14 protein-coding genes are annotated in these 15,747 nt (G+C 68.9%); 7 read left to right on the top strand and 7 right to left on the bottom strand.

The features are described from left to right. Nucleotides 1–70: 70 nt before the first annotated feature. Nucleotides 71–595: a hypothetical protein gene (locus tag OS124_RS0107475; protein WP_010138849.1), complete on the bottom strand. Its 525-nt coding sequence runs from the start codon at nt 593–595 to the stop codon at nt 71–73. A 361-nt stretch (nt 596–956) separates the two neighbouring features. Here OS124_RS0107475 and OS124_RS0107470 point away from each other — a divergent pair, with 361 nt between their 5' ends. Next, nucleotides 957–2,063, top strand: coding sequence for a pyridoxal phosphate-dependent aminotransferase (locus OS124_RS0107470; RefSeq protein ID WP_010138848.1), 1,107 nt, complete (start codon nt 957–959; stop codon nt 2,061–2,063). A 428-nt stretch (nt 2,064–2,491) separates the two neighbouring features. Here the strand turns inward: OS124_RS0107470 and OS124_RS0107465 are convergent, their stop codons facing one another. Continuing rightward, nucleotides 2,492–3,703: a pyridoxal-phosphate-dependent aminotransferase family protein gene (locus OS124_RS0107465; protein WP_010138846.1), complete on the bottom strand. Its 1,212-nt coding sequence runs from the start codon at nt 3,701–3,703 to the stop codon at nt 2,492–2,494. A gap of 625 nt (nt 3,704–4,328) precedes the next feature. On the opposite strand from OS124_RS0107465, the gene OS124_RS0107460 reads away from it, so the two are divergent. Together OS124_RS0107460 and OS124_RS0107455 are read left to right on the top strand one after the other, a co-directional pair. Continuing rightward, nucleotides 4,329–5,012: a tyrosine-protein phosphatase gene (locus OS124_RS0107460; RefSeq protein WP_010138845.1), complete on the top strand. Its 684-nt coding sequence runs from the start codon at nt 4,329–4,331 to the stop codon at nt 5,010–5,012. After that, nucleotides 5,009–7,153 carry an ABC transporter ATP-binding protein gene (locus OS124_RS0107455; RefSeq protein WP_010138844.1) on the top strand — a complete coding sequence of 715 codons (2,145 nt, stop codon included), beginning with the start codon at nt 5,009–5,011 and terminating at the stop codon, nt 7,151–7,153. Before OS124_RS0107460 ends, OS124_RS0107455 begins: the two co-directional genes overlap by 4 nt. Nucleotides 7,154–7,159: 6 nt before the next feature. On the opposite strand, the gene OS124_RS24005 is transcribed toward OS124_RS0107455, so the two are convergent. After that, nucleotides 7,160–7,621 carry a glycosyltransferase gene (locus tag OS124_RS24005; RefSeq protein WP_010138843.1) on the bottom strand — a complete coding sequence of 154 codons (462 nt, stop codon included), beginning with the start codon at nt 7,619–7,621 and terminating at the stop codon, nt 7,160–7,162. A 93-nt stretch (nt 7,622–7,714) separates the two neighbouring features. Between OS124_RS24005 and ygfZ the strand changes: the two genes are divergently transcribed. Further along, nucleotides 7,715–8,467 (top strand): CAF17-like 4Fe-4S cluster assembly/insertion protein YgfZ, encoded by a 753-nt coding sequence (gene ygfZ, locus OS124_RS0107445; protein WP_010138842.1) that lies wholly within the window; start codon nt 7,715–7,717, stop codon nt 8,465–8,467. Between the two features lie 382 nt (nt 8,468–8,849). Here the strand turns inward: ygfZ and efp are convergent, their stop codons facing one another. After that, nucleotides 8,850–9,413, bottom strand: coding sequence for an elongation factor P (gene efp / locus OS124_RS0107440; protein WP_010138841.1), 564 nt, complete (start codon nt 9,411–9,413; stop codon nt 8,850–8,852). Between the two features lie 223 nt (nt 9,414–9,636). Here efp and OS124_RS0107435 point away from each other — a divergent pair, with 223 nt between their 5' ends. Further along, nucleotides 9,637–9,957, top strand: coding sequence for a DUF6280 family protein (locus OS124_RS0107435; protein WP_010138840.1), 321 nt, complete (start codon nt 9,637–9,639; stop codon nt 9,955–9,957). Nucleotides 9,958–10,028: 71 nt separating this feature from the next. Beyond that, nucleotides 10,029–11,504 carry a cobyric acid synthase gene (locus OS124_RS0107430; RefSeq protein WP_010138839.1) on the top strand — a complete coding sequence of 492 codons (1,476 nt, stop codon included), beginning with the start codon at nt 10,029–10,031 and terminating at the stop codon, nt 11,502–11,504. Here OS124_RS0107430 and OS124_RS27935 read toward each other — a convergent pair. The 3 genes from OS124_RS27935 to OS124_RS0107415 all read right to left on the bottom strand — a co-directional run bounded on the left by OS124_RS27935 (nt 11,495) and on the right by OS124_RS0107415 (nt 15,156). Next, entirely contained in the window at nt 11,495–12,934 is a 1,440-nt protein-coding gene (locus tag OS124_RS27935; RefSeq protein ID WP_010138838.1) for a hypothetical protein, read from the bottom strand. The genes OS124_RS0107430 and OS124_RS27935 overlap by 10 nt on opposite strands. Before the next feature lie 71 nt (nt 12,935–13,005). Then, nucleotides 13,006–14,430 (bottom strand): TolC family outer membrane protein, encoded by a 1,425-nt coding sequence (locus OS124_RS0107420; RefSeq protein WP_010138837.1) that lies wholly within the window; start codon nt 14,428–14,430, stop codon nt 13,006–13,008. A gap of 72 nt (nt 14,431–14,502) precedes the next feature. Next, nucleotides 14,503–15,156: a protein-L-isoaspartate O-methyltransferase family protein gene (locus OS124_RS0107415; protein WP_010138836.1), complete on the bottom strand. Its 654-nt coding sequence runs from the start codon at nt 15,154–15,156 to the stop codon at nt 14,503–14,505. 202 nt (nt 15,157–15,358) lie between these two features. Here OS124_RS0107415 and OS124_RS23995 point away from each other — a divergent pair. After that, nucleotides 15,359–15,747, top strand: a 389-nt coding sequence (locus tag OS124_RS23995; protein WP_010138835.1) for a GSCFA domain-containing protein, incomplete at its 3' end; no start/stop codon positions are given.

Here is a 15,747-nt window from a genome sequence, read left to right as displayed (position 1 = left end):
CAACGTCACGAACAGGGCCTCGCCGCCCGCCGGGGCGGCGGCGGCATGCCCCCGGGGCCGGAGGAGGCGATCAGTAGAGAATGCAGACTTCGACGCTGCCCTGGTTGTCGCCCAGCCCGGTGTCGTTGATGCGGAAGTCGAGGTTCAGCGCCGAGAGCACGCGCTGCGCCTCGTCGTAGGAGGGGTCGCTGCCCACGTCCAGAGCCGGGCCGCCATCGGCGCGCGCCAGCATGCGGCCGAAGGGCAGGTCGCGGCGGTACTTGTACTGCGCATAGGGCGCCAGCGCGGCCTCGTCCGCGGCCCCGTGCCCCATGTAGGTCACCGGGTCATAGCGCGCCGCATCCACCGTCCAGCGATCGCGCGAGCCGGTGCGGAAGTCGAAGGCAATGGGTTCGTCCAGCAGTTCGACCCGCTGCCAGCCCTTGCGCGACGAGATCAGGAAGCATTCCTCGTCATATTCCTGCAGGGTCGCTTCGGCCATGGTCCAGTCCCGCGCCAGCGCCGCACCGGCAGGCGCCAGCAGCAGGGCGGCCAGCATCAGGCACCGGAAGGCTCCGGCGCGCGGGGCGGGGGAGTGAAGACTGGGGCGGGTCATCTCGGGCTCTCCTGTCCGGCATGTGGCAGCGCCGGTCCGTGGTCTCTGATCTCTTGGCCTTTGCCGCCCCCAGCTTTCCCGCTACCAGCCTTCAATGCAAGAACCGGACGATGACGAATGTCGTCACCTTTTGCGCAAGGGGCCCGAGGCTGCCGCCGCGCGCCACCTGCCCTGCCGCGCCCCCTGCCGTGCCCCGGTCCTGCGCCCCCGATCCTGCACCAGCGCAAGGGCCCTGCATCCGCTCCGGCGGACCGGCAGCGGGCCTGTCCCCCTGCTGCCCTGCCCCGGCTGCCTGCGCATCCTCCCGACCGCCGCCGATTTTTCTTGCGCCGCGCCGCAACCGAGGCTTACTTCCGCGTTCATGACAACCAATGCCCGCCTGACCGCCCTCGCCGCTGCCCTGCCCTCGACCGTGCCCTTCACCGGCCCGGAAGAGCTTGAGCGCCGCCGGGGCGCCCCCTTCGCCGCCCGCCTCGGCGCCAATGAGAACGGCTTCGGCCCCTCGCCCCGCGCACTGGTGGCGATGACCGGCTCGGCCAGCGGGATCTGGCAATACGGCGATCCGGCCAGCCACGAGCTGCGCGCGGCGCTGGCCGACCACTGGGGCTGCGAGGTGGCCAATATCGTCGTCGGAGGCGGCATCGACGGGCTGCTCTGCGACCTCGTGCGCCTGACCGTGGCGCCGGGAGACGTGATCGTCACATCTGCCGGGGCCTATCCGACCTTCAACTACCACGTCGCAGGCTTCGGCGGCCGGATCGAAACAGTGCCCTATCGCGATGACGCCGAGGACCTGCCCGCCCTCATCGCCCGCGCCGCCGAGGTCGACGCCAAGCTGGTCTATTTCGCCAACCCCGACAATCCCATGGGCAGCTACCTGCCGGGCGCTGCGATCGCCGAGGCGCTCGCGGCGCTACCCGCCGGCACCCTGCTGGTGCTGGACGAAGCCTATGGCGAATTCGCCCCGGAAGAGGCCGCCGTGCCGCTGCCGGTCGACGACCCCCGGCTGGTCCGCATGCGGACCTTCTCGAAGGGCTACGGCATGGCCGGAGCGCGCGTCGGCTACGCCCTCGGCCCCGAAGAGCTGATCCGCGCCTTCGACAAGGTGCGCAACCATTTCGGCATGAACCGCTCGGCCCAGGCAGGCGCGCTGGCGGCGCTGCAGGATCAGGACTGGCTGGGCCATGTGCGCGCAGCCGTCGCCGCCTCGCGAGAGGCCATCGCGGCCATCGCCCGCGACAACGGGCTGGTGCCCCTGCCCTCGGCGACGAATTTCGTCACCATCGACTGTGGCGGCGACGGAGACCGCGCCCGCGCCCTCGTCGCGGCTCTGGCCGAAGAGGGGATCTTCGTGCGGATGCCCTTCGTCGCGCCGCAGGACCGCTGCATCCGCATCTCCTGCGGACCCGAGAGGGAGATGACCCTGCTGGCCGAGGCCCTGCCCCGCGCCCTCGCCCGCCTCGGCTGATCCCGGTCGGGTGGGCCTATCCGGGTTAGCCTGTTCGGGTTAGCCTGTTCGGGCGCTTTCCGAATGGTCCGATCCTGACTGGTCCAAGTCTGCACGAGACAGTTTGCCCCCGTCAGACTTTCCCCTGTCAGACTTGCCCCTGTCAGCCCGGACCATTTCAGGCTTGCCCGTGTCAGACCTGTCTGTGCCAATCCCGCTCGGCCCGGGCGAGCAGATTGCCGCGCCGGACGCTTGGTGCGGTCGAGCCCGGCGCTCCGAAGCGCGCCCTTCCGGGCCTGCGCGGTCTCCGCCGTACCGGGGCCCCTGTCCCGGCCCTGCCTCAGGGAACCGGACCAGTTGAAAGACACTGCCGCAGCGCGGCGCGTAGGGCGGGGGTCACCCCGCCGCCCCCCTCTACGTGGCGCCGACCGCGTCGGCGCTGGTCGCCCTCAGAAGGCAACCGCGCCGGGCTGGGCCACGACCTCGGCGGCCTTTTCCAGCGCACCCTTGCCATGGGGGATCTGCAGGGCCTGAAGTCCGGCCTCGATCACCCCGACCGCGCCCAGCACCATGTGGGCATTGAGATGCCCCATGTGCCCGATGCGGAAGAAGCCGGTGCCCTCCGGGTCCTCTGCGGTTGCCATGCCAAGACCCAGCCCCAGCGTCAGCCCGGCATTGTCCGCCGTCCAGCGCCGCAGCTTCTGGCCATTGCCGACCCCGAGGCCAAGCGCGGTCACCGCATGGCTGCGCAGCCCGCGCTCGGCGATGTTCAGCGTCAGGGCCCCGGCCTCGGACCAGCGCTCGCAGGCGGCCCAGACCACCCGGGCCAGCGTGGCGTGACGGGCCCAGACCTGCTCCATCCCCTCGCCGTGCAGCATGTCCAGCGCGGCGCGCAGGCCAAACAGGTGGTGCGTCGGAGAGGTGCCGCCGAAATACTGGTAGACCGCCTGCGCCTCGGTGCGCGGCACCCAGTCCCAGTAACGCGAGACCCGCGGGTTCGCCGCCCGCAACTCCTTGGCGCGGTCGTTGAAGAAGACGAAGGACAGTCCCGGCGGCACCATCAGCCCCTTCTGCGAGCCGGTGATCGCCACGTCGACGCCCCAGGCGTCCATGTGGAACTCGTCGCAGGCCATCGAGGCGATGCAATCGGCCATCAGCAGCGCCGGGTGCCGGGCCACATCCAGCGCGGCGCGCAGCGGGCGCGGATCGTTGCGGATCGAGCTGGCGGTGTCCACGTGGCTGAACATCACCGCCTTGATCTCATGGGCGGTATCGGCGGCCAGGATCTCTTCGATGCGGGCCGCGTCGATGGGGGACTTCGTCCCGAACTCGATGATCTGCGGCACGATGCCCAGACCGACGGCCATGTCGGCCCAGCCATGGGCAAAGCGGCCGGTGGCGGGGATCAGCACCCGGTCACCGGGCTGGAACAGGTTCGACAGGGCGGCCTCCCAGGCGCCGTGCCCGTTGGCGATGTAGATCGCCACCTCGCCCTCGGTCTTCGCCACGCGCTTGAGGTCGGGCACGATGCCCTCGACCAGGGTAACGATATCGCCCTCGTAGATGTTCGGCGCCGGCTGGTGCATGGCCTGCAGCACCGCATCGGGCATGACCGAAGGTCCGGGAATCGCAAGGTAGGGGCGACCATGGGCAAGGCTCATGTCAGGTCCTTTCACTGGAACAGGAGGCGTCCGGGGCCGGAAGTCTCCGGCGGTCACGAGGCGCGCGCCAAGCTTTAGCGGCGCGCCGGGCAAGGTCAATCCATGGCGCGCCCGGAAAGGCCCCCGCCGCTGCCACAGACCGAACCGCAGGCATCTGCCGCAGCGCCCCTGCGAGGGACCTGTCTGCGCAATGCCGACGGCGCCCCTGCGGTCGGGCTGCCGGACCGGGAACGGGCCGACGGGCCTGCCGTCGCCGGATGGCTGCAGCTGGACGGGTCACGGGGGCAGAGCTGCGTCGCCGGACGACCCGCTGCTGAACAGCCACAGTCAGCGGCCGCGACTGAGGTACGGGCTGCGGATCATCGGCTGAGTCAGAGCCGACTGGGGCAGCGTCGAACCGGGCTACGACAATCCCGGATGATGCCGCTCCTTCAGCGGCGCCCCCGCGTGGTGCGGCGCCTGATGCGCCTCTCCGCGGTCCTGCCGCGCTCTGTTCCATGCCGGCCCGCGGGCCCTGACGCCCCGCCAAGCTTGCCTCGCGCCGCCTCCTCGCCTACATGGAGGCGGGTTTTCCCCGGGGGCATACTGCCGGTCATCGCGCCGGAACCAAGGACAAGGGCTCGGCATGACACTCACCGACAGGATCCGCCAATGGGAGCGTGATCTGCGCAATCACTACAATACCGACCTCTCCAGCCCGGAGAAGCGGCGGCGGGCGCATATCTACAATCTCTGGTTCGATCATGCGGTCCTGCGCACCTTCTGGACCAACTTCTTCCAGATCGCCCCGGGGGTCTGGCGCTCGAACCACCCGACCCACAAGCGGTTCGCGCAGATGAAGGAGATGGGCATCACCCATGTGCTCAACCTGCGCGGCGCCGGCGGCGCGGCCCATTACCTGACCGAGCGGGAAAGCTGCGAGGCCCTCGGCCTGACGCTGGTCGACTGCAGCCTGCACGCCCGCCGGGCCGTCCCCGCCGAGGAAATCCTGAAAGTGATCGACACCTTCCGCTGGATCCCCCGCCCCTTCGTCATGCACTGCAAGTCAGGCGCCGACCGGGCCGGCTTCGCCTCGGCCATCTACCTGATGTGCATCGAGGGCCGCCCGGTGGAAGAGGCCCGCAAGATGCTGTCGACGAAATACATCCATTTCCGCAAGAGCCGCACCGGCGTGCTGGACTACATCCTGGACCTCTACGCGGCGCGTAATGCCGCCTCGCCGATCGGCTTCGAGGACTGGATCCGCGCAGAATACGACCCCGTGCAGATCAATGCGGACTTCAAGGCCCTGCCCTGGTGGCAGCGATGAGCAAGCCTCCCCGCCCTCCCGCCAGCGGCGCTCCTTCGACCCCGACCGACCAGCCCCGAGGGGATGAAAACCGAACCGCGACAGGGGCCCCCGCCCCGCAAGGCTCCGGATCGGCCTACGGTCCCGGGACCACCGCACCCCCTGCCACGGAGGCGACCGGCCACGGCGAGAAGCGCAGCCGTGACAAGGCCAAGGCCGACAAGGCCAGTCCCGACAAGGCCAGTCTCGAAAAGGCCAGCCTCGAAAAAGCCGGTGGCGCCGCCGCCACTTCCCCCACGGAAGAGCACGTGCCCGGTCGCATTCTGGGCAAATGGCTGTGGAAGGGCTACCTGCGCAAGCACAGCTGGGCCCTGCTGGCCGCCTTCCTGCTGATGTCGCTTGAGGGGTCGATGCTGGGGGCGCTCAGCTGGATGATGAAACCGATGTTCGATACGGTCTTCATCGAGGGCAAGACCGGTGCGATCGGCTGGGTCGGCGCGGCGATCCTCGGCATCTTCATCGTCCGTGCCCTCGCCTCGATCGGGCAGAAGGCGCTGCTGGCGCGGATCGCCCAGCTGAATGCCGCCGACCTGCGCTGCGACCTGCTGGCGGTGCTGATGCGCCAGGACGGCACCTTCCACCAGACCCATCCGCCGGGCTTCCTGATCCAGCGTGTGCAAGCCGACGTGGCCGCCGTCAACGGCGTCTGGTCGGCCATCCTCACCGGTGCCGGGCGGGACCTGATCGCCCTGGTGATCCTGATGGGCGTGGCGGTCTCGGTCGACTGGCAGTGGACCTTCGTCGCCCTGATCGGCGCGCCGATCCTGGTCGCCCCCTCGATGATCGTGCAGCGCTTCGTGCGCGCCCGCTCGCGCGAGGCGCGCGATCTCGGCGCCCGCCTCGCCACCCGGCTGGACGAGATCTTCCACGGGATCGTCCCGGTCAAGCTGAACCGCCTCGAAGAATACCAGGCCCGCCAGTACGGCCAGCTCACCGATCAGCTGGTGCGCGCCGAGATCCGCTCGACCCTGGGCACCGCCGCCATCCCCGGCATGATCGACATCATGGCCGGGATCGGCTTCCTCGGGGTGCTGATCTTCGGCGGCGCCGAGATCATCTCGGGCGAGAAGACAGTGGGGCAGTTCATGGCCTTCTTCACCGCCATCGGCTTTGCCTTCGAACCGCTGCGTCGCCTTGGCTCTGTCTCGGGCACCTGGCAGGTCGCCGCCGCCGCGCTGGAGCGCATCAAGGAGCTGATGGAGACGCAACCCACCCTCGTCTCGCCCCCTGATCCCGTCGCCCCGCCGACCGGCATGCCCGGCGTCACCCTGCAGGACGTGCGCCTCTCCTACGGCGAGACTCCGGTGCTGAACGGGTTGACGCTGGAGGCCGCGCCGGGCCAGACCACGGCCTTCGTCGGAGCCTCGGGCGCAGGCAAGTCCACCGTCTTCAACCTGCTCACCCGGCTGGTCGATCCGACCGGCGGCCGCATCGAGATCGGCGGCGTGCCGGTCGGTGCCATGGCGCTGGAAGACCTGCGCAATCTCTTCTCGGTGGTGTCCCAGGATGCCGCACTCTTCGATGAGACCCTGCGTGAGAACATCCTGCTCGGCCGCACCGATGTGTCCGAGGCGCGGCTGCAGGAAGTGCTCATCGCGGCCAACGTCTGGGATTTCGTCAAGAACCTGCCCGCCGGCCTCGACACCCCGGTCGGCCCACGCGGCTCCAGCCTTTCGGGCGGACAGCGCCAGCGGGTCGCCATCGCGCGCGCCCTGATCCGCAACACGCCGATCCTGCTGCTGGACGAGGCCACCTCGGCCCTCGACGCCAAGTCCGAGGCCGTGGTCCAGGAAGCCCTGGACAAGCTGGCGCACGGCCGCACCACGCTGGTCATTGCGCACCGCCTCTCGACAGTGCGCAACGCTGACCGGATCGTGGTGATGGATCGCGGCGTGGCCGTCGATCAGGGCACCCATGAAGAGCTTCTGGAACGTGGCGGGGTCTATGCGCATCTGCACGACCTGCAGTTCCGCACCGATGGCCGCACCGCCGACCGCATGGCCCTGGCCGAGCAGCGTCGCAGCACCCGCCAGCGCGGAGAGGCGATGGCCGACGAGGACGCGGGCTTCTTCCGTCGCGCCTTCTTCCGGCTGTTCGGCTAGGGCCCCTCAGCCGCGCCGGCACCGGGCCTGCAACAGGCGGGCACGGCCGATCCGGCCGGCCCGGAAGTCACGGGCCGGCACCAGCAGCGCCCGGCCCCGCGGCATCCCGAAGCGCGCCATCAGATCGCAGGCCCATCCCAGCCGGAAGACCGCCGCTCCGCCGCGCGGCAGGTGATCGGCCACGGCACGGGTCCATCCCGCCTGCGGAAGGTCGCGCTGATCGAGGAACAGCAGCCAGTCGCCCCGCGCCAGGGCCGCCCCGGCAGCGCGCGGATCGGTGCCCGCCGCGACCAGCTCGGCCCCTGTCGCCTCGGCGATCGCCGCCGTCTCGTCAGTCGAGCCGAGGTCGGCGAAGATCAGCTCGCGCAGCAGATCCTCCTGCACCGCCTCGAAGAGCACCGGCATCAGCCGCGGCAGGTCTTCCTGCGCGTTCCGCGTCGTCACGATCACCGATACTGCTGCCGCCATGGCGCGCCCTCCTTTCTGCACTGACGTCGGGGCCCCTGTCGCCCCGGCGCGGGGGCAGCTATAAGGGAGACAACCAAGATCCGGGAGTCCCAGATGAGCGAAAGCCACCGCAGGATCCTGCGCCTTTCCGGCGCCGATACCGCAGAGTTCCTTCAGAACCTCGTCACCAATGACGTGCGCCGTCTCTCCGAGGGGCCGGTCTATGCCGCGCTGCTGACCCCGCAGGGCAAGTACCTTGCCGACTTCCTGCTGGTGGCCGATGGCGACGACGTGCTGCTGGATGTCTCGGACAGTCTCGCGGACGGGCTGGCGCAGCGGCTGACCATGTACAAGCTGCGCTCGGCGGTGACGATCACCGACAGCGGGCTGCACCTGCGCCGCGGCACCGGACCTGCCCCCGAAGGTGCGGTCGCAGACCCGCGCCACCCGGCGCTCGGCTGGCGTCTCTACGGCGCAGAGGCGGGTGACGACGGCAGCGACTGGGACGCGATCCGCACCGCCCATTGCATCCCCGAAACCGGGATCGAGCTGACCCCGGACACCTTCATCCTGGAAGCCGGGTTCGAACGCCTGCACGGCGTCGACTTCCGCAAGGGCTGCTACGTCGGCCAGGAGGTCACGGCGCGGATGAAGCACAAGACCGAGCTGCGCAAGGGCCTGGCCTTGGTCTCGGTCGAAGGCAGTGCCCCGGTCGGCACCGCCATCGAGGCAGACGGCAAGGCGGCCGGCACGCTCTATACCCAGGCCGATGGTCGCGGCATCGCCTACCTGCGCTTCGACCGCGCGTCCGACGAGATGACCGCCGGAGAGGCCCGCCTATCCCCCCTGCCCGCCCCCGGGGCCTGAGCCACCGCGGGCGCCCCTCGACCGGTCATCCGCACCGCCCCGGGCGTCACCTTTCGGCAACAGTCCGTTGCCTGAATTTTATGCAGGACCTCCAAAGCCCTCTGTCCCGAAGTTGCCACCGGGGCAAACTGACGGGAAAGCAGGCCATCCGGACCGCCGCGACCCGCGCGTCGCACAGCCTGTCCCGACGGGGTGGCTGCCCAACTCAGTCATGCAGCCCGATCATAGGCATGAAAACGACTGCCCTCGCCCGGCAACCCGCCTTCTCCGGGCGGGCGCTGGCGCGAATCCCCCGCGGCCCCTCGGGACGGCAAAAGGGCCGCGCCTGGCGGCACGGCCCCTGATCTTGCTCCCGCTTCGGGCGGGATCCCTCTGGTGCGGCTCAGGCGCGCTCGGAGTATTCCATGGTCTCGGTGTTGACGACGATATCCTCGTCCTGACCGACGAAGGGCGGCACCATGACCTTGACGCCATTGTCCAGAATCGCCGGCTTGAACGAGTTCGCCGCGGTCTGACCCTTCACCACCGGCTCGGTCTCGACGATCTTGCAGGTCACCTTCTGGGGCACGGTCGCGTTCAGCGCCTCGGCCTCGTAGAATTCGACCACGATGGTCATGCCGTCTTGCAGGAAAGGACGGCGATCGCCCAGCAGGTCTGCGGGCAACTCGACCTGGTCGAAGGTCTCGACATCCATGAACGACAGCATGCCGTCGGTCTCGTAGAGGAACTGCATGTCCTTCTGTTCCAGACGGACGCGTTCGACCTTGTCGGCGCTGCGGAAGCGTTCGTTCAGCTTCGAACCGTTGCGGAGGTTCTTCATCTCGACCTGGGCAAAGGCGCCGCCCTTGCCGGGCTTGACGTGATCGACCTTCACCGCGGCCCAGAGACCGTCGTTATGTTCCAGCACGTAGCCGGGGCGGATTTCGTTACCGTTGATCTTGGGCATCGGGGATAGCCTGTGCTGGTTGATCCAATTCAGACGCAGCCTATATATGGCCCTCGTGCCCGTGACAAGCTTTCGGCAGAGCACCGGAGGGGGCGGGAAAGAGGAGTCGCAGCCATGCACAGGCAGCATGACAGGGATGCGCGATTGCGCTATCCGAATCGTCTCTTTTTCGTCATAAGGGGCGGCACGCCCGAAACACAAGAGCAATAAGCAAGGACGGATCATGAAAGATTTCGTTGATGGCACCGCCTTCAATAACGAACAGGGCAACCGCGCACGGAAGCTTTTCGCTGCCGTGGTGCTTGCCGCGCTCGACGATGCCATCGCCGACGACAAGAAGTACGGCAACGGCCCCGAGCAGATCGCCCGCTGGGCGCGTTCGCGCGATGGCCGCGAAGTGCTGTCCTGCGCCGGCATCGACCCCAGCGAACGGGTCGTCGGTGGCCTGATGGAGTTCGTTTCCAAGGGTATCCGCACCTCGGTCGCCCTGTCGCGTGAGGAAAGCGAACGTCGCCATGCCGCGGAGCAGGCAGAAGCTGCCTAATCCATTGATTCGCTGAAAAAATCAGCGTAAAAACGCGCCCACGCAGGGCGCGTTTTCGTTGGGGGTATGCCATGGCACGGGCGATCATGATCCAGGGCACCGGCTCGAACGTTGGCAAGTCGTTGCTGGTCGCCGGCCTCGCACGGGCCTTCCGCAGACGCGGGCTGCGCGTCGCGCCTTTCAAGCCACAGAACATGTCGAACAACGCTGCCGTTACCGAGGACGGCGGAGAGATCGGCCGCGCCCAGGCGCTGCAGGCGCTGGCCTGCGGCCTGCCGGCCTCGGTCCACATGAACCCGGTGCTGCTGAAACCCGAGACCGACACCGGCGCGCAGGTCATCGTGCAGGGGCAGCGCTATGCCACCGCCCGGGCGCGGGAGTATGCGACGCTGAAGCCCCGGCTTCTGGCGCCGGTGATGGACAGCTTCCACCGGCTGGCCCGTGAGGCCGACCTGGTGATCGTCGAGGGGGCCGGCAGCCCCGCCGAGATCAACCTGCGCCGGGGCGATATCGCCAACATGGGTTTTGCCGAGGCCGCCGGGGTGCCCGTGGTGCTGGCCGGCGACATCGACCGGGGCGGCGTCATCGCCCAGATCATCGGCACCGCCGCCGTGCTGCCGCCCGAGGATCGGGCGCGGATCAAGGCCTTCCTGGTCAACAAGTTCCGCGGCGATCCCAGCCTCTTCGACGAGGGCTTCGCCCAGATCGCCACGCTGAGCGGCTGGCCCGGTCTCGGTACCCTGCCCTGGTTCGCCGAGGCCTGGAAACTGCCGGCCGAGGATATCATGGACCTCGACCGCGCCGGCCCGTCGCGCAACGGCGGCGTGAAGATCGTCGTGCCCCGCCTGCCCCGCATCTCGAACTTCGACGACCTCGACCCGCTGACCGCCGAGCCGGGCGTCACGGTCGAGATCATCCCCCCGGGCCGCGCCCTGCCCGGCGATGCGACGCTGGTACTGCTGCCCGGCTCGAAGTCCACCCTTGCCGACCTCGAGGCCTTCCGCGTCCAGGGCTGGGATATCGATCTGGCGGCCCATATCCGGCGCGGCGGTCATGTGCTGGGACTTTGCGGCGGCTACCAGATGCTGGGCCGCATGATTGCCGATCCCGAGGGTATCGAGGGCCGGCAGGGTCAGCAGCCCGGGCTGGGGCATCTCGATGTCAGCACCGAGCTGACACGGGAAAAGCGTCTAAGTCTGGGCCAGGCGGTGCATCCGGCCAGCGGCGCCGCGCTCAGCGGCTACGAGATCCATCTCGGCTGGACCGAGGGCCCGGACCGCGCCCGGGCCTGGCTGACCCTCGACGGCCGCCCCGAGGGCGCGGCGTCGGCGAACGGGCGGGTGCGGGGCTGCTACCTGCACGGGCTCTTTGCCTCGGATGCCTTCCGCGCCGCCTATCTGGCCGAACTGGGCGCGGCCTCGAGCGCGGGCTACGAAACCCAGGTCGAGGCCACGCTGGACACGCTGGCACAGCACATGGAGGCCCATCTGGACCTCGACCTGCTCTGGGACCTCAGCGAAGAGGTCCCGGCAGGGGATCAGATGTAGTCCTGGCTCTGCAGGGCGCGCTGGATCTCGCGACGGACCAGCTTGCGGACATTGCGGGTGATCCGCTCGCCCAGGGCGCCCTGAAGCTCCTGGCGGACGATCTCGGAGACCATGTCGCGCAGGATCTGTTCATCCAGCGAGAGGCCCTCCGCCGGATCGTCGGCCTTTCCGGCCTGCTCCCCGGGCGCCTGCGCCTCATCCCCGCGCAGGGCAGTGTCCATCTGGGTCTCTTCCGATGCCAACCCGGCCAGAAGCCCCCCGTCGGCCTCCGGCAGATCGGGGGCATCGCCCGCGGCCAGACCGGCCCCGAAGGGATCGACCGCGCCGCCCTCGTCGAGAAGCGCTTCGGGATCCGCGGCGGCTTCGATTTCGGCATCCGCAGGATCACTGTCGGCAAAGCCGGTATCGGACAGGCTATCCTCGGAAAGGTCTGCTTCGACCCGGACGCCTTGCTCGGCCTCGGTCGCGACAGTCTCCGCGTCCCATGCCGTCGGCGCCACCTCGGCGTCTTCCGCAAGAGGGCTGATCATCGCCGCATCCTCATCCTCGGACGAGGTCTCGAGCAGATCGGCCTGATCCTGCGGCCCCACGGACGTGGCGTCCTCATCCTGCAGCGCGGCGGCGGCGTCGATTTCTGCGCCGGTCTTGCCGAAGAGGCGGTCCAATCCCGTCCAGGTTTCACCCTCTTCCAGGATCTCGGCATCCTCGATTTCGGCACGCGCGGCCCGCGCCCGATAGGAGCCCTGCGGTTCGGGATCGAACTCCAGCGTGCTGAGCACGGCATCCAGATCGTCGAATCCGGCTTCGTCGCCCTCGACCTCGTCGACCTCGTCGCGGGTCGCCTCGGAATGGCGGGCGGATTCTAGGGCCTCTGCCGCGCCATCGCCGTAGGCCGCAAAGTCGTCGTCTGCCGGATCGCCCTCTGCGCCGAATTCGAGCGCCCGAAGAACCTCGTCGAAGTCGCGTTCCGCCGCCTCTTCCGCGACCTCGGCAGGCTGGCTGCCAAAGCCGTGGAACACCTCGGCGCTTTCCGCGAAGGCGGCCTGCTCCTCCTCGGGGACCTCGGTGAAGGGCGCGATCTCTTCGTCATCGCGCGCAACGAAGGCTTCGTCTTCAACGGCTTCGGGCACATCGGGGGCGAAGTCCTCGGCGCTGTAGCGCAGCGGCGCTTCGTCCGGCTCTTCCGCCGCGCCATCGACCGTCGCCACGCGCAGATGCGGCGACAGGATCAGCTTTTCGGCTTTCGGTGCGGGTTCGCGGGCCGGCTCGGTGGCAGCCTGACCGGGCGCGGCAGCCCCCTGCCGGAACGGGCTCTGACGCGCTGCGCTCGCGGGGTCTCCCTGCGTCTGGGCGCGCACCTCTTCGGAGACCAGCCGTCGAATCGACGCCAGCACATCCTCAATCTGGACGTTGGTTACAGGATCACTCATCTGCTCATACCGTTATGCCCCGCCCCAAGACTATCTTGGAGCGGGGGTCTTGCCAATGGATAGGCCGAGTTTCACTCTTTGCCGATGGCGCGCAGGACGGTGTCCAGCTTGCGGCCCTGGGCCGAGATGCCGGCGGGGGCATCCTTGACCATGTTGTAGTAGGCTGCGGGGTCGTAGATCTCGACGGCCAGGCCGAGGCTCTGCGCGGTCAGCAGACCCATGGTGGACAGCAGCGAGTAGCGCGCCAGCACCTCGTCGACCTGGGACGACAGGTAGGAGACGCGGGCATCCAGCAGGTCCTGTTCCTGGGTCAGCACGTCCAGCGTGGTCCGGGAGCCCAGGCTGGCCTCTTCGCGGACGCCCTCGAAGGCCACTTCGGCGGCGCGCACCTGTTCGGCCCCCGAGGCCGAGGCGGCCCGGGCGATCTGCACCGCCGAGAAGGCATTGCCGACCGACAGCCGCACGTCCGAGGTCACGACATGCAGGTTGGCAAGCTGGGCGTCACGGTTCAGCACCGCCTGGCGGCGGGCCGAGGCAACGGCGCCGCCGGAATAGATCGGGCCGGACATCGACAGGCCGACAGAGCCTCCGCGCGCATTGCTCGAAGCATCCAGGTCGCGGTTCAGCGAATAGCCGACGTTAAGATCGAGCGAGGGCTTGATCGCCGCATCCGCCTGGGCCACCGCCAGCTCGGCCAGGGTGACCTGGCGGCGGGCGACGTTCATGCTGGGATGGTTCTGCACGGCGATGTTGACCGCATCGGCCACGGTCGAGGGCACGGACCCCAGACGCGCCGCCGGGGCGAGGTTGCCGGGCTTGTGGCCGACAGCGGCCTCATACTCGAGCTGCGCCTGGATCAGCGCGCCTTCGGCAGAGGTCAGGCCGCTGCGGGCGGCGGCCAGGGCGGCCTCGGCCTGCGACACGTCGGTGCGGGTCACTTCGCCCACGTCGAAGCGGTCCTGCGCGGCCTGAAGCTCTTGCCCCAGAAGGCGGACGTTGGCGCGGCGCAGCTGCACGGTTTCAAGCGCGCGGCGGACTTCCATGTAGGCGCTGACGGCGCGCAGCAGGATCTGCTGCTCGATCGCCAGAAGCTGCTGGCGGGTGACCAGCACGCTTTCCTTGGCGATATCGACCGACAGCTTGCCGACGCCGAAGTCGAACAGCGTATAGGACAGCGACAGGCCGGCCGAGGCGCTGTTCGAGGTTACGCCGGTGGTATCGCTCCACTGGTGGGTGGCCGAGGTCGTCCAGGCCAGCACCGGGCGCAGCGAGGCAAGGGCCTGGGCGGCATCCTCGTCGGCGGCCTTCAGCACCAGGCGGTTCTGCTCTAGCAGGCCGCTGTTGCGGTAGGCATCCGCAAGGGCCTCTCCGAGGGTCTCGGCGGCGGCGGCACCGGCCGAGGCCAGCAGGGCGGCTGCACAGGCTGCCCCCGTCAGAGCGGTCTTGAGCCTGCCTGCGAAACCGCGGCGCGCGGGATTGGTCCCGTGGTCGTTCATCCTGTCATCCTCGTTTTGCCGGTCTTGCGCCGGCGAGCTTGTTATCCGCGCCATCGCCCGGCCCCGAGGGGGCTAGAGGGTGAAGGCTGCGTGCCGTTCGAAGCCCGGCAGAACCGGGGCACCAGCATTGAAAGCGAAACGCCAGTTCACATGCCCGTCGATCTTGTAGCCGACGCGCACGACACCAAGGTGACCCTCGGCAAAGAGCGCGACGATCCGGCCACCGTCCTTGAGCTGCGCGGTGATCGCCTCGGGCATGTGCTCGACCGCGCCTTCAAGAAGTATCACGTCGTAGGGGCCATGTTCCGGCGCCCCCTCGGAGAGTTTCGCGTCGTGCAGGATCACATTGTCGGCACCGAGATCGCTCAGCACCTGCTGGCTGTCCGAGGCCAGATCCTCGTCTTCCTCGACCGCGACCACGGCAGCGGCCATCCGCGCCAGCACCGCAGAGGAGTAGCCCTGCGCCGCCCCCAGATCCAGCACCAGGTCCTCGGGCTGCACATCGACCGCGTCGAGCATCTTGGCGAAGGTGCGCGGCTCGAGCAGCACGCGGCGGCCACCGAGAGAGATGTTCTCGCCCAGGTAGGCTGCCTCCTTGCGTTCCTGCGGCACGAAAAGCTCGCGCGGGACGGACAGCATGGCCTCGATGATCGGGAACTTCGTGACATCGGAGGGGCGAACCTGCGCATCGACCATCATCGTGCGGCGGGCGGCATAGTCGGTCATAACTAAACTCGTTCGTTCAGAATCCTCTTGGCGAGTGTTGTGCCACAGAGATCAGCGGGCGGCAACGCTGCGATAGGGCGCATTCGCCGATTGCGTCCGGCAGGCCCGATTTGGCCCGGAAAGTGCCCTCTGGTTCAACGGATCTTAACTGCTCTGCAGCCACTGTGCCCCCCTGAACTCAGTTTCCCGTGACGGAGGGGACATGCAGGAACTCGACGGGCTCGCCGCCTTCGGCCAGACGCTGCGCAACGCGGCGCGACGATTCCCCGACCGCAAGGATGCCCGCCATGCCGGCCAGATGCTGATGCCCGAGGTGCGGCCGGGGTTCAGCCTCGGACCCGGCGACAGCGTCTTCACCATCGGCTCATGTTTCGCCCGCAACGTCGAGGACGCGCTGCTGGCCCGGGGGCTGCGGGTGCCGACCGCCCGGTTTTCCGCGCCCGAGGGTGAGGCGCCCGGGCGCCCGAACCGGATCCTGAACCAGTACAATCCCGGCACCATGCTGCAATGCCTGCGCGACATCGACACCGGCGAGACCGGCGCCGGCCTCTATGCCCAGGGCGACGGGGTGATCGACTGCCTGCTGGCCAC

Source organism: Oceanicola sp. S124 (genome assembly GCF_000220565.1).
In the GTDB taxonomy this organism is placed as follows: Bacteria; Pseudomonadota; Alphaproteobacteria; order Rhodobacterales; family Rhodobacteraceae; genus Pseudooceanicola.
The sequence above is the reverse complement of the archived record's forward strand: the minus strand, read 5'-3'. Positions and strand labels throughout refer to the sequence as shown.